Below are 12,956 nucleotides of genomic sequence, written 5' to 3'. Positions count from 1 at the left end.
CTTGGATTTCATATATACTCTTTATCTCAATTGGAAAAAAGAAAGGTCTATTTTATGCGTACGTTTATCTCCTATTTGCTTATTGCCTTATTCAGTTTTGGCCTGCTGGTTAACGAAGCCTCTGCTAAGCGTTTTGGCTCAGGTAGAAGCTTTGGCATACAGCGTTCACAAAACGCCATGTTTTCTCAAAATAAAGTACAGAAATCCAGTGTTATGGGACAAAGCACCAAAAATCCAAGCAGATGGGGTGGTTTACTCAGTGGTTTATTAATTGGCGGCTTACTGACCAGCTTATTTATGGGACATGGTCTTACCAGTGGGATCTTGTCATGGATCATTGTAGGTGCGATTATTTTCTTCATTGTCGGTTTTTTCCGCAAAAGAATGCAGCCTGGCTTTCAGTCAGGACAAAGCCAAACCAACTCCTTTAACCAAAATCCTTTTAGTAATTTTACCCAATCTTTCAATAGCAGCAATGCAGGGGGTTATGGCGATAATGGCGTTGCTGAGTATCCTGCAGGTTTTGTACCTGAGGCCTTTTTACGTGAAGCAAAGGTGACATTTAATCGATTACAAGCAGCTTACGATCAAAAGAATCTTCAAGATATGAGTGATTTCACCGCACCCGAGGTATTTGCAGAAATTAAAATGCAATTGGATGAGCGGGGAGATGCGCCTAATAAAACAGAAGTCATCCGTTTAGACGCTGAATTACTTGATGTTTCAAGACAATCTAATTCTCTAATCGCAAGTGTTCGCTTTACTGGCACTGTTAAAGAAAATGATGAACCAAGCCAGCTTGATGAAATTTGGCACTTTCGTCAATTCCCTAACAATCCTCAATGGGTTGTGGGTGGGATTCAACAAGACGTATTTCAACCCTAATAGAAGAATGAACCTGGGCATCTACGAAACCCAGGTTACATCCCTCTTCATCCTAGGATCATTTCCATAGGTTAAGAAAACCTCCATTCTCCCCTGAGCCCGTCATCCCAAGTGCAACGAAATACCACTTTCCTCGAGCACTTTATCAAACGAGAAGTTCACTCGCTAAGCCAGGATGACAGGGACAAAGGAGAAGAGGTCTCTCAGGGCGGCTGGCGCATTGATTACAGCGAGTAAACCCAAACCTCTGTCCCCTCTCCACAGTTGGAGCGAATTTTAACTGAATAGCAAATACAGACCAGGAATTTCAATAGGCTCAGAACACTAATTCACAATAAGTGTTTCATCAAAAACAACTACTTGATTCCGACCCTTTTCCTTGGCTTTATATAAAGCCTTATCTGCCTGGATTACAATGCTGTTGATATCATGATTGCCATTAAAATATGAAATGCCAACACTAATCGTCACATGAACTTTTTGCTCATTCACAGTAAAATAATTTCTGGAAAATTGAAGCCGTAAATCATTACAAATTTTTAGACTGCTTTCCAAATCAGCACCGGGCAAAATGATTGCAAACTCCTCCCCGCCATATCGTCCAATAATGTCTCGATTACGTAAACTAACCATAAATAATGAGGCCAGCTTTTTAATTACCAGATCACCAAAAGGATGACCATAGGTATCATTAATCAATTTAAAATGATCAATATCGATCATGATAAAAGACAAAGGTGAGTTCTGTTGTTTCGCTCTAGCCACTTCAATATTTAAACGATTTAAAATACTCGAATGGTTTAATAAACCCGTCAGACTATCTGTAGTCATGTAATAATTTAAAATACTTGCACGGTTGGATCGTGAGCGTACCGCTGAAACCAAATCCTGTGGTGAAACAGGTTTGGTAAGAAAATCATCTCCGCCCAAACTAATCGCTGCTAATTTTTTATTTTTGTCATCCTCTGTAGAGAGGAAAACAATAGGCATTTTAGTATATCTTCTATCCTTACGCAGTAACGCAGCAAGCTCCAAACCCGAACATTCTGGCATATAAATATCCATCAACAATAGATCGGGCTGAAAAGTTTCAAGCTCTTTTAATAAATTTAATGGATTGGTGATGGCGCGAGTAATCATATCGGCTTGTTTTAAAATCAGTGAATAATATTCAGCAAGTGACTTAGAGTCATCCAGAATTAAAATGCGGTATGCTTCATTAACGGTTGAACTGCAATTTATGTTTAATTCTTGTACTAAATACGTTACATCGAGGGGCTTTTGAAAATAAGCCACGCAACCGGCACGTATTGCGGTAAGTCGCGGTGCTAACTCAGCATTGGGCACGATACAAAATAATTGAATGGGTGTTTTCTGCTTTTTTTGTATCGCAATCAGTTTATCCAGAGCAGATTTTTTCAAATAATTGGTATCAACAATTAGTGCAATAGGTTGTTTTTCTTGAACTGAACTTAATAAAGACCCTATATCATCGATAGGGTGTGCATGATAGCCAGCGTATTTAAGATTTTCACTCAGTTCATGAACTAAATCAGTTTCCTGTTCTAAGATGTACACTAATTTATTGTCGGTAAGTTCCGTTACGTCCGTAAAAATGAGTGGTCTTTTAGGAGCCTCTCTAGCTAATACACTTTTTAATTGGGCAAAAAAAGAATTAATTAGTTCCTGATCCTCATGAGTTAATAGTCCATTCACTAAAATTTCCTTTAATAATATTTCCATCTGGCGCGCTGTCTTACTTAATTCCATATAACCATAGGTTCCCGCTGAGCCGCACAAACTGTGGACATCGCGATGAAAGGTTTGAAAGCCTGCTAAATCCCATTTTTTGAGTAGCTCATGCCATTGGATCTCTATATTATGAATTTTTTCTGGTAAATTCTTGCCATAGAGAACAAAAAGGTCATGTAATTTTTTCTGTATTTTTTCATCCATTATATTTCAACCATGCATTTTTTATTGACGTCGCAAGGGTCAAAGGATCAAAAGGTTTTTTAATGACATCTATTGCTCCGATCGACTTATAATCTTCTATCTCATTATTTTGTATTTTAGCCGTCATAAATATAGCGGGTATTTTTATAAAATTTGGATTCTTACGTATTTCTCGTAAGGTAGTAGGTCCATCCATTTCTGGCATCATGACATCCAATAAAAGCAAATCGGGGATGTATTCTATTGCCTCTTCGAGAATTTTTTTCCCATTAGAACAATACCTCACCGTAAACCCACCAATATCTTCCAAAGCAATTTGGGCAATCGCTCTTATATCCTCTTCGTCTTCTGCATATAAAATCTTTTTAAGTTCTTTATCAGCCATCATCCTTTCCTTTAATCAACCCGTTAAATAAGGTTTTGAATCGTATTTAATAAAATTTCATTTGAGGAACTCGATTTAAGCAATGCTTGGCTCACATACTTAGAATAATCTTCATTTAATTTGGTATCAGAAAATACAAGTACCGGCGCATGATATTTCGATATCAAAGGAAGAATATCGGCACCATTTCCATCGGGCAACAATAAATCTAAAATCACTAAATTATATTTCTCTTTTTCAAGCATTTTTTTTGCTTCGTGTAAATTATTCGCGGTTGTAACATTCGCATGTTTTTCCAGCAGCACTTCTAAAATTTTTTGGGTATCTTTATTATCTTCAACATGCAATATATGAGGTTTACTTTGGAGGTTATTTTTTTGTATTTTGCTGATTGTAAAAAGTAGCTTATTAAAATCTATTGGTTTATCCAACCAATCAACTATTGAAACAGCATCTCCATTGGATAATTCCCTTCCTGTTTCAGCAATCACAGAAAGCACAATAATAGGTAAATTTTTTGTTTTTTTATTGGAGCGCAGTTCTCTAATAAACGAAACTCCATCTTGATCCGGTAATATGAGATCCAACAAGAGCGCATGGTATTCCTGTTTTTCTAACATTTCTCGTGTCTCTTTCGCGGTATTTGCCACCTCCACAAGAAAACCCGCCGATTCCAATAGTAATTTGAGGTAATTTGATTGATCACTATCGTCTTCACAAATAAGTAGCCTTTTTCTAGTCTCTGAAGCAGCTATTTGATTTTTTTCTTGGCTAATATGCAATTGGTGTGCTATTGGTAAATCGAAATAAAAGGTAGTGAGATCATTAGGCTTACTCTCAAAACTTAAGCATCCCCCCATTTTCTCGATAATGGTCTTGCTGATATTTAATCCTAAACCAGTCCCTCCCTTTCCTCGAGTCGTTGAAGAGTCGCCTTGAGAAAATTTTTGAAAAATTCGAGGTTGGAATTCAGGTGATATTCCCGTACCCTTATTGGTAATAGAGACACGCACCGATGAATCAATTTGTTGGATTCTTAACGTAATCGTCTCTTTTTCATAAGAAAATTTACAGGCATTAGAAACCAAATTAGCCAAAACTTGCATTAGACGACCGGAATCAACGGTGACTAAATATTCTTTTTCAGGGGAAATTAATTCAATTTTTACCCCGAACTTATCTGCATACATTTTATTAACATCTATTGATTCCTGAACTATTTCATTTAAGTTGGTGACTTTTAATTCAAAATCCATTTTCCCGGCTTCAATTTTTTCAATATCCAAAATATCATTAATTAACAACAATAGACGTTCACAGTTATTATTTGCTATTTCAAGCAATTTCATTATTTTTTCGGGAAATTTACCCATGACCCCACTTACTAAAAGTCCGAGAGAACCCCGAATAGAAGTAAGTGGTGTGCGTAACTCGTGACTAACTATTGAAACAAATTCATTCTTTAATCTTTCAGTTTGTTTCAAATCAGTAACATCATGGATTACAATCACTGCGCCCAGGTTCTTTCCCTCGGAATTAATTATTTTTTGCCCATCAATGACTACATTGCGAATCCCATTATTTTTAATATGCATCAGAAGTTCAACAGCGCGTACTCGTTCACCATTTAAAGCGCGTTTAAGAGGAAAATCTTCAGGGTTAATGGGCTTATTATTCGTAGTGTAAAAACTAAAATAATCCAAGATGTTATTGATGGTTTTATTTGACTTGTCTAAGTTAATGTATTTTTGAATCGTATGATTTAAGACCGTAATTCGCCCCTCAGCATTACATGCGATAATCCCATCTTCTAAGTTATCCAGCATTGCATTGAGAAATTCCTTCTTATTTGAGATCGCCGTGACCATTTTTTTATAATAATTTGAGACAGTCAGTGCAAGAGCAAAAATTAATCCACTAACCCCTGCAATGAAAAAGGCTAAATAACTAGGTTGTATCGCTGCATTTTCGTTTATCATCACATGGGATAAATTGGGGGTAAATACTGCGGCGGACATCCCTGTATAATGCATTCCACAAATGGCAAGCCCCATGAGTAAGGAACTGAATATTTTTAAATTAAATTGTCTTTTACTTGAACCATAATTGCTTTCTAAGGCTAACCAAATAGCAGCCTCTGCGGCAGCAACTCCAATGAGAATAGAAAGAACAAATAAAGTCGGTAAATAATGAATCGTTACATGAACCTTCATTGCCTCCATGCCCATATAGTGCATGCTGGATATAGCAAGACCAACGATTAAGCCACCCAAAGCAAAGTGCAAAATGGAGTAATCTTTTTTCTGTAGAATAAACAAAGCTAAGGCGGAGGCAAGTATGGCAACAATTAGGGAGGCTGCCGTCCAACTTAAATCATACTCCATGGGCATACCCATAATAAAAGCTAACATGCCAACAAAATGCATGGACCATATTCCTGCCCCCATGGCAAAAGCACCACCTGCAAGCCAGTAGATTCGCGCATGCTTATTATTTGTAGCACGAAGTCTGCCTACAAGAGTTAAAGCCACATAAGAAGCAAAAACTGCGATTATATAGGATAAGATCACTAACTTTACATCATAGTGACCCGTTATTACATCAACCGGAATTGGAGTAGTTTGAAACCATTCAGACAAAGTGTCCATTATTACTTCCTGTAATAGTAACACAAAGGTTAATTATATTTTTTATTGTTGCGGCGAATCACTTAAGCATTTATTCAAAATACTATACTTAAGTATAGACCTTTTTGACACTTTTTACGTATAGAAAACTCATTTCCCTAAGTATCAACGTGCCCGCGCACCGGCACGTTCTCGAATTATAGGTACTGCACATCAATAATTTCGTATTCCACCATACCGCCTGGAGTGTTAACAATGACGGAGTCATCCAATTCTTTACCAATTAAGGCACGACCCATAGGAGAGCTGTAAGAGATTTTATTCTGTTTAATATCGGCTTCATCTTCACCAACAATTTTGTAAGTAACCTGCGCATCGGTTGCTATATGACTGACGGTAACTGTTGAACCAAAAACAACCTTGCCATTGTTGGGTAATTTACTGATATCAATAATTTGTGCATGTGATAATTTTGCTTCTAACTCCTGAATACGCCCCTCATTAAAACTTTGCTGTTCGCGAGCAGCATGATATTCGGCGTTTTCTTTCAAATCACCATGAGCTCGTGCTGTAGCAATCGCTTCAACTATACGAGGTCTATCAACAAATTTTAAACGTTGTAATTCTTCTTTCAGTGCTTCCGCACCTTGTACTGTCATGGGGTGTTTACTCATATCTACCTCAAAAAAATAATTCCCTGGTAATTCTACTTTTTCTCCAATACAACAGAGAAAGAGCTTTGCGCAATAAGTTAAGACCTTCACCCAATGATGTCAATTAAGCTTTATACGTAGCCCGTATCAGCGCGCAGCATAATACGGGGATGCATCCTTATGATGATGACTCTGTCTAATCCATAGTGCATCATTTAGTTGACATCATTGCGCCTCCACCCAGGCTACAATTTTTATGTTCCCTAATGTAAATCCTGTAATCGGGTTACAGTCTCTCTATCCTCATATTTCATAGCCAAACAAGCCGCTTCAGCTCCTGATAAAGTCGTAGTATAGCTGACCTTGTGTTGTAATGCATTGCGCCTGATTGCAAAAGAATCGGCGATTGCTTGCTTGCCCTCGGTTGTATTTACAATAAAATCAATTTCATTATTTTTTATAAAATCCAAAACGTGAGGTCTACCTTCATTGACCTTAAATACTCTGCGACAATCCACTCCAGCCGCCTGCAAAGCCAACGCAGTACCTCGTGTTGCAATGATTTCAAAACCCAATTCAATCAATCGCTTTGCAATTTCACCTACTCGTGTTTTATCTGCATCGCGCACTGAGACAAACGCACGTCGTCTCTTAGCTATATTAGAACCAGCGCCCAATTGTGCCTTCGCATAAGCTTGTCCAAAACGTCTGGCAATACCCATTACTTCACCTGTTGATTTCATTTCAGGGCCAAGAATAGAATCTACTCCAGAAAATTTGATAAAAGGAAAAACGGGAAGTTTAATTGAATAAAACGAGGGCATATGATGATTTTGACTTAAGCCTTGTTCTTTTAAACTAACTCCCAACTTGCAAAGCGCTGCAATTTTAGCCAAAGGCAACCCTGTCGCTTTGGAAACAAAAGGAACAGTCCTTGAAGCCCTTGGATTAACTTCTAGAACATAAATGTCATCCGCTTGAATCGCAAATTGCGCATTAATCAAACCAACTACGCCTAAATTCAATGCCATTTGGCGCATTTGCTCCATTAAATCTTGTTGTACCACCACACTGAGACTGAAGGGAGGCAACGTACATGCAGAATCGCCCGAATGAATGCCAGCCTGTTCTATGTGCTCCATTACGGCACCAATCAATACCTCCTTTCCATCACAAACGGCATCAATATCGACTTCAATAGCGTCATTTAAAAATTTATCCAACAATACGGGTGAATCATTAGATACAGCCACTGCATGCGAGAGATAATGGCGTAAATCATCCTCTTGGTAGACAACCTCCATTGCTCGGCCTCCAAGCACATAGGACGGGCGAACCACCAAGGGATAACCAATCTTATTGGCTAAAGTAATCGCTTCTGCCTCACTACGCACCGTACCATTATCGGGCTGATGTAATTTCAACTCAGTCACTAATTTTTGAAACCGATCTCTATCCTCAGCTCTATCGATGGCATCAGGAGAAGTTCCAATAATTTTAACCCCATTTGCTTCTAAAGCACGGGCTAATTTTAAGGGGGTTTGGCCACCGTAATGAACAATAACTCCATCGGGTTTTTCTACATCGACAATACCTAATACATCTTCTAAAGTCACAGGCTCAAAATATAAGCGATCTGAGGTATCAAAATCAGTAGATACAGTTTCAGGGTTGCAATTGACCATGATGGTCTGACAACCGGCTTCTCTAAGCGCCATAGCAGCATGTACACAGCAATAATCAAACTCAATACCCTGACCAATACGATTAGGTCCCCCACCGAGAATCATAATTTTTTTCTTATGTTTATCGGGGCGAGCTTCACAACGGGTTTCATAACAAGAATACATATAAGCCGTATCACTGGGGAACTCACCAGCACAAGAATCAATACGTTTATAAACAGGCACAATGCCTAATTCTTTACGTCGTGTACGTACTTGCTCTTCCGCGCAAGACCAAATTTTAGCCAAATAAGCATCAGCAAAACCACGTCGCTTCAGCAAACGCAAAGTCACGACATCCACATCGGAGAGTTTTTTACCTGCTATGGACCGTTCCAAGGCAATCAATTCTTCAATTTGCGCCAAAAACCAGGGGTCAACACGACTTTCCTGATGAATTTCCTCAAGCGACATATTGCTTCTAAATGCATCGGCAATGTACCAGAGTCGATCCGGTGTCGGTTCTCGTAAATGTCCTCTGAGACGTGCTAAATCACCTTTTTGGAATAAAGGATGCAAACCACAACGACCGATTTCTAACCCACGAATTGCTTTTTGTAATGACTCTTGGAAATTGGATCCGATGGCCATCACTTCCCCTACGGACTTCATTTGCGTCGTCAACGTATTGGAAGTTTGTGGGAATTTATCGAAATTAAACCGAGGCACCTTAGTCACTACATAATCGATACTTGGTTCAAATGAAGCAGGAGTTTTGCCCCCCGTAATTTCATTTTTTAACTCATCAAGAGTGTAGCCTACAGCCAATTTTGCAGCGACTTTCGCGATCGGAAATCCAGTTGCCTTGGAAGCCAAAGCAGAACTTCGAGAAACCCTGGGGTTCATTTCTACAACCAGCATGCGTCCATCTTCAGGATTGACGGCAAATTGTACGTTCGACCCGCCTGTATCAACGCCTACCGCCCTTAACACCTTAATCGCGGCGTCACGCATGCGTTGGTATTCTTTATCGGTGAGTGTTTGCGCGGGAGCCACAGTAATCGAATCACCGGTATGGACTCCCATGGGATCAAAGTTCTCAATGGTACAGACAATAATGCAATTATCATTTTTGTCGCGCACAACCTCCATTTCATACTCTTTCCAACCCAGCACTGATTCATCGATTAATAATTCATGGGTTGGCGACAACTCTAAACCACGCATGCAAATTTCTTCAAATTCCTCTCGGTTATAAGCAATACCGCCCCCACTGCCACCCATAGTAAACGAAGGACGAATAATCGCTGGATAACCTAATTGTGCTTGCACCTGGATTGCTTCTTCCATACTATGGGCAATTGCCGAGCGTGGCATATCCAAACCGATTTTAATCATCAATTGCCGAAATTTTTCTCTATCTTCAGCGCGATCAATTGCTTCACGTGTTGCACCAATCATTTCCACTTGATACTTGGTCAATATCCCTTCACGCACCAGATCCAGCGCACAATTTAGCGCTGTTTGTCCACCCATAGTAGGCAAAAGAGCATCTGGACGCTCAATTTCAATGATCCGTGCTACTTCCTTCCAAGAAACAGGCTCAACATAAGTTGCATCAGCAAGCTCTGGATCGGTCATAATGGTTGCGGGATTAGAATTTACTAAAATTACCCGATACCCTTCTTCCCTGAGGGCGCGTACTGCTTGGGTACCAGAATAATCAAATTCACAAGCTTGTCCTATCACGATAGGACCTGCTCCGAGGATAAGAATGGATTTAATATCAGTTCGTTTTGGCATATTGACAACAAAAAAGAATAAAATTGACGTATTTTACCTATTTTTGCTTAAAGTTTATACCCTTTAGGAACAATTAACTGTATCGATTGGCTAAAATAATTTGTAATCCCGCTTCAGTTAACGATAAATATTTATAATGAGGGTCTGCTGTTGTCCGTTCCAGCCATTCGTTGGCAATGCATATGTCCGTTAATTTTTGTACCTCTTCTACAGAGACAGGTCTTTGTATTTTTTGAGAAAGCATCGCCGCTGCATCCTCTTCCATACTCAAAAATACTTGATCTCGAGTTGTTCCACGATTTTTCATCTCGTCATAAAATAATCGCAAAATATCAAGTTCATTCATGATCTTGGTCCCTTAAAAGAATCATTTTACCTATCTACAGTATAAACTTAAATTGTCCTTTTGAGTGATGAATCCAACAAGAAAATAGCAATGCCATTTATTCTAGCAAGAAGCGGTGGTCTTTTTTGAGCGATAGATCACCATACTAACCTGGGCCAAAATTCATTGAATTATCCTTATCCAGAGAAAGTACAGAATTATCATGAGCTACTGGAGCAAAAAAAGATTGTGGCGATAAACCCAGCCCTAAATCTAATTTTTGCTTTTCAGTTAACCTAATGGACAATGCATTGACTAAAAAGCGCATTTGTACAGCAGCCTCATCAAGCTCTTGGGACGAGCAATTGTCTTTTGTCAGCAGATACCAAATATATCTTGTTTTTTTGCCATTATAATCTCCAGGTTCTTTCAAAACATCCTTATTTAGAGGATGAACCGGACTATGTTGCAACCACTGTAATAAATTATTTTTATCGGTAACATAACTGGTTGCAGGGATGTTAAGCCATTTTTGGCCATCCTGATATTGTTTGACCAGCAAAATAGGTGTGTTCACCTCCATATCGGCGATCAGTTCATCCTTTATTTGGCTTTTATCATCTTGTTCTAAAGCAAGTCTTACTTTTTCCAGCTTGAGTGATAGATCTTGATATTGCGTATATAACTTCTGTAACGATTCAAATTGCTTTTTCGCCAGTGGAGGCAACGGATCTTTAAGCTTAGGTAATTCATCAATGAGCTTCTGGATTATTTTTAATTGATTTTCATTTAACAATTTAGTGGACACCTGCCCTTCATTGCTTTCCAGATCTAGAACTTCCAAAGGCTTAGGGGCTACAGGAACATCGTGCAAGTCCTCAATATTAACGCGTTGAAATCCATCAAAATCGACCTCATTAATTGCGTGCTGTGTGTTTACTCTAGCCCGAGAAGAGCTCTCAGGGGGGATTGGGTTGAACAATCGTTGTGACTCTAATGCATTCCAAAAACCGTCCATACCATAAAGCAGGCCATTTTTAAAACCAACCCACAATGACTCCAGCATATTAATAACGGTATTAAAGGTCAGATAAACTGCTATCCCTGCAAGGGCAACTGTAGTTATTGCCGTGAGTAGCGGCAAAAAAATCAACGCCGTGATTAGAAAATTCACCCTGTTCGATATTCCCTTCTCTTTAAGGGTATCCGCCAAATTAATAGGAAGCACGACTAGAACGGCCACTCCCAAAAAGAGCGCTGCTAGTGCATAAAAGGTATTATTCACCAGAACACGGAAAGGTAAAACAGTAGTACCTAATAAGATTGCCAGAAGATGCTTCAACAAGGACATAAAATACTTTTATAAATAGTGAGTTAAGCAATCGTATAAAAAAATCTCACTACGATCAAGGAGCGCCCTTTGAATTACCCCTCATGCATGTTACTCTTGCAGCCGTTTATTTTATACAAGTCAAATCCGATGGAAGTAGTTGATGTCGTCATTGTAGGTGCCGGTGCCGCCGGTTTGATGTGTGCCATTGAAGCAGGCAAACGTCACCGTAAGGTTTTGGTACTTGATCATGCCAATAAAGTTGGAAAAAAGATCTTAATGTCAGGCGGTGGTCGTTGTAACTTTACTAATTATTACATTGAACCTGAAAAATATAACTCCCATAATCCCTATTTTTTTAAGTCTGCTTTAACTCGTTATACCCAATGGGATTTTATTGAACTGGTAAAAAAATATAAGATTCCCTTTCATGAAAAAACCTTAGGACAATTATTTTGTGATAATAAATCAAAAGATATTGTCGATATGTTGCTTAAAGAATGTGATGCGGCAGGGGTTACAATCCAATTGAATACCAGCATAGAAGAGATTCAAAAATCACAAAATTTTAAAATAAAAACCAATAGAGGAATTGTTCCTTGTCAGTCATTGGTTATTGCCACTGGTGGTTTATCCATACCCACGATGGGAGCCACCCCTTTTGCTTATAAAGTTGCAGAGCAATTTGGAATCAAAGTATGGCCTACTCGCGCCGGATTAGTTCCTTTTACTTTGGATGTTGTAGAGAAAGAAAAAATAGCCCCGCTTTCAGGGATTAGTGTTGACAGTTTAGTAAAAAATACACGCATTGAGTTTCGTGAAAATACGCTATTCACTCATCGCGGTTTGAGTGGCCCTGCCATTTTGCAATTGTCTTCTTATTGGCATCCAGGAGAGAGCATTTGTATTAATTTATTACCTGAAATTAATCTTCTGAACTATTTAAAAACTGCACGAGCAGATAAACCACAAAAACAATTAAATTCAATCTTGTCCATGCACTTGCCGAAACGAGTTATTGAACTCTTCATTGCACCTGAGATTATCGACAAGAAACTTGCTGAACTCTCAAATCGTGATTTGGAGTCTGTGGCGAAACAACTCAACTCGTGGCTGGTTAAACCTAATGGTACAGAAGGGTATCGCACTGCTGAAGTAACCATTGGCGGCGTGGATTGTCATGCGATTTCCTCAAAAACCATGGAGGCTCAAGAGGTTCCTGGCCTTTATTTTATTGGCGAAGCCTTAGACGTCACCGGTTGGCTAGGAGGCTATAATTTTCAATGGGCATGGTCCTCAGGATGGGCCGCGGGGCAAGTAGTATAAAT

Annotated in this window: 9 protein-coding genes; 2 read left to right on the top strand and 7 right to left on the bottom strand. The window is 39.1% G+C overall.

Annotated elements, in window-relative coordinates; genetic code table 11:
• Window positions 1-54: 54 nt before the first annotated feature.
• The gene (locus OQJ26_RS07030) at window positions 55-885 is read left to right on the top strand and encodes a Tim44 domain-containing protein (protein ID WP_265703170.1); all 831 of its coding nucleotides are present in this window, start codon (window positions 55-57) and stop codon (window positions 883-885) included.
• A gap of 324 nt (window positions 886-1,209) precedes the next feature.
• Here the strand turns inward: OQJ26_RS07030 and OQJ26_RS07025 are convergent, their stop codons facing one another.
• From OQJ26_RS07025 to OQJ26_RS06995, 7 genes are all read right to left on the bottom strand, one after another.
• On the bottom strand, window positions 1,210-2,841 hold the full coding sequence (locus OQJ26_RS07025) for a diguanylate cyclase (RefSeq protein ID WP_265703169.1): 1,632 nt from the start codon (window positions 2,839-2,841) through the stop codon (window positions 1,210-1,212).
• Complete coding sequence (locus OQJ26_RS07020; protein WP_265703168.1) at window positions 2,834-3,226, bottom strand: response regulator; 393 nt, start codon at window positions 3,224-3,226, stop codon at window positions 2,834-2,836. The genes OQJ26_RS07025 and OQJ26_RS07020 overlap by 8 nt, the downstream gene beginning before the upstream one ends.
• A 23-nt stretch (window positions 3,227-3,249) precedes the next feature.
• Entirely contained in the window at window positions 3,250-5,874 is a 2,625-nt protein-coding gene (locus OQJ26_RS07015) for an MHYT domain-containing protein (protein WP_265703167.1), read from the bottom strand.
• 176 nt (window positions 5,875-6,050) lie between these two features.
• Window positions 6,051-6,527 carry a transcription elongation factor GreA gene (gene greA / locus OQJ26_RS07010; protein ID WP_265703166.1) on the bottom strand — a complete coding sequence of 159 codons (477 nt, stop codon included), beginning with the start codon at window positions 6,525-6,527 and terminating at the stop codon, window positions 6,051-6,053.
• A 242-nt stretch (window positions 6,528-6,769) separates the two neighbouring features.
• Window positions 6,770-9,973: a carbamoyl-phosphate synthase large subunit gene (gene carB, locus OQJ26_RS07005; RefSeq protein WP_265703165.1), complete on the bottom strand. Its 3,204-nt coding sequence runs from the start codon at window positions 9,971-9,973 to the stop codon at window positions 6,770-6,772.
• Between the two features lie 73 nt (window positions 9,974-10,046).
• Window positions 10,047-10,319: a hypothetical protein gene (locus OQJ26_RS07000; RefSeq protein ID WP_265703164.1), complete on the bottom strand. Its 273-nt coding sequence runs from the start codon at window positions 10,317-10,319 to the stop codon at window positions 10,047-10,049.
• 145 nt (window positions 10,320-10,464) lie between these two features.
• Complete coding sequence (locus tag OQJ26_RS06995; protein WP_265703163.1) at window positions 10,465-11,649, bottom strand: coiled coil protein; 1,185 nt, start codon at window positions 11,647-11,649, stop codon at window positions 10,465-10,467.
• Between the two features lie 129 nt (window positions 11,650-11,778).
• Here OQJ26_RS06995 and OQJ26_RS06990 point away from each other — a divergent pair, with 129 nt between their 5' ends.
• The gene (locus tag OQJ26_RS06990; RefSeq protein WP_265703265.1) at window positions 11,779-12,954 is read left to right on the top strand and encodes a BaiN/RdsA family NAD(P)/FAD-dependent oxidoreductase; all 1,176 of its coding nucleotides are present in this window, start codon (window positions 11,779-11,781) and stop codon (window positions 12,952-12,954) included.
• Window positions 12,955-12,956: the final 2 nt, after the last annotated feature.

The sequence above is a fragment of the Legionella sheltonii genome, from assembly GCF_026191355.1.
Lineage (GTDB): Bacteria > Pseudomonadota > Gammaproteobacteria > Legionellales > Legionellaceae > Legionella > Legionella sheltonii.
Note: the sequence above shows the minus strand (reverse complement) of the source record. Positions and strands in the feature narration are given on the sequence as shown.

What these genes read in the sequence shown, in the direction of transcription:
- OQJ26_RS07030 (WP_265703170.1), top strand. Translation starts at nt 55, where the DNA reads ATGCGTACGTTTATCTCCTATTTGCTTATTGCCTTATTCAGTTTTGGC.
- OQJ26_RS07025 (WP_265703169.1), bottom strand. Translation starts at nt 2,841, where the DNA reads ATGGATGAAAAAATACAGAAAAAATTACATGACCTTTTTGTTCTCTAT.
- OQJ26_RS07020 (WP_265703168.1), bottom strand. Translation starts at nt 3,226, where the DNA reads ATGGCTGATAAAGAACTTAAAAAGATTTTATATGCAGAAGACGAAGAG.
- OQJ26_RS07015 (WP_265703167.1), bottom strand. Translation starts at nt 5,874, where the DNA reads ATGGACACTTTGTCTGAATGGTTTCAAACTACTCCAATTCCGGTTGAT.
- greA (WP_265703166.1), bottom strand. Translation starts at nt 6,527, where the DNA reads ATGAGTAAACACCCCATGACAGTACAAGGTGCGGAAGCACTGAAAGAA.
- carB (WP_265703165.1), bottom strand. Translation starts at nt 9,973, where the DNA reads ATGCCAAAACGAACTGATATTAAATCCATTCTTATCCTCGGAGCAGGT.
- OQJ26_RS07000 (WP_265703164.1), bottom strand. Translation starts at nt 10,319, where the DNA reads ATGAATGAACTTGATATTTTGCGATTATTTTATGACGAGATGAAAAAT.
- OQJ26_RS06995 (WP_265703163.1), bottom strand. Translation starts at nt 11,649, where the DNA reads ATGTCCTTGTTGAAGCATCTTCTGGCAATCTTATTAGGTACTACTGTT.
- OQJ26_RS06990 (WP_265703265.1), top strand. Translation starts at nt 11,779, where the DNA reads ATGGAAGTAGTTGATGTCGTCATTGTAGGTGCCGGTGCCGCCGGTTTG.